Source organism: Aeromonas sp. 604176, assembly GCF_049170755.1.
GTDB lineage: Bacteria > Pseudomonadota > Gammaproteobacteria > Enterobacterales > Aeromonadaceae > Aeromonas > Aeromonas veronii_A.
Genome location: NZ_JAAKNE010000262.1, coordinates 1 through 1,122 on the forward strand (window position 1 = coordinate 1; position 1,122 = coordinate 1,122).

The 1,122-nt window shown below is 62.9% G+C and carries 1 protein-coding gene and 1 pseudogene; both read right to left on the reverse strand.

Annotated features, from left to right (window positions below):
- Positions 1–332: pseudogene (locus tag G5358_RS21195) on the reverse strand (small-conductance mechanosensitive channel); the annotation flags it as partial.
- Between the two features lie 13 nt (positions 333–345).
- On the reverse strand, positions 346–1,122 hold a 777-nt coding region (gene zntB / locus G5358_RS21200), incomplete at its 5' end, for a zinc transporter ZntB (protein WP_421324893.1).

The following is a 1,122-nucleotide window of genomic DNA, read 5'->3' on the forward strand; positions in this document are numbered from 1 at the left end:
TCGCCAATCTTGTAGGGGAAGGCGAAGAAGATGGTGATGCTGGCGGTGATGTTGGAGAGGATCGACCACTGGGCGACCATGGCGACCCCCAATACCGCAAAGAAGGAGGACGCGAGCACCACCAGTCGGGAGAAGTCGAGCCCCCACACCCCGGCCAGTACCAGCAAGGTGGCGCAGCCGAGCAGGAAGTGGAACACATGGGCCACGTAGAGCACCCGGTTCTCGCTCACCTGCCTGCTCTGACCGAGCGCCAGCAGGCTCTTGTGAATCAGCCGCCGGATCAGGGTATGACCCAGCAACAGCAGCAGGGTCAGGCCAATTGATTGCCACATGGGTTATGCCTCCTTACCACCAGCGCCGATGCTTGAGCCAGATAGCCAGCCCGCTGGCCAGCGCCACCAGCGAACCACAGAAGACCCAGAAGGCGGTCGGATTCTCGGCCCCGGGGATACCACCGAGGTTGATGCCAAACAGACCGGTCAGGAAGCTGGCAGGTAAAAAGAGCAGCGCCATCACCGACATCTGGTAGGCGCGGCGGTTGGTCGCCTCCGCCATCAGATTGTTGATCTCGTCCGCCAGCACGGCGGTGCGTGCCACTCCCGCATCGAGGTCATCGAGCCAGCGCCGCAGCCGATCGGCGATATCGAGCAGGCGACGGCGGTCATCCTCATCCAGCCAGCTGATCTTCTCGTTGGCAAGGCGCGCCACCAGATCCCGCTGCGGCGAGAGGTAGCGGCGGATCATAATGAGCTGCTTGCGGATCAGCGCCAGTCGGCCATTGGCGGGCATGTCGCGCATCAGCACCATCTCCTCCAGATCGAGGATCTTGTCGTGCAGCTCCTCGACAAACTCCCCCGCCCGATCGGTCAGGGCATCGCAGATCTCCACCAGCCAGTCGGCCGGGGTATCGGCGCCGCCCCCCAGCTTGAGCTGGTTGAAGACATCCTGCTCGGAGAGCAGCGGACGACGACGGCTGCTGATAATGAGATCCGGGGTGATGAAGATGCGCAGCGCCACCATCTCTTCAGGCCTGTGATCCTTGTTGTGGTTGATGCCGCGCAGGATCAGCAGCACCGTCTCCCCCATCCGCACCAGCTTGGGACGATTGCTCTGGCCGAGCAG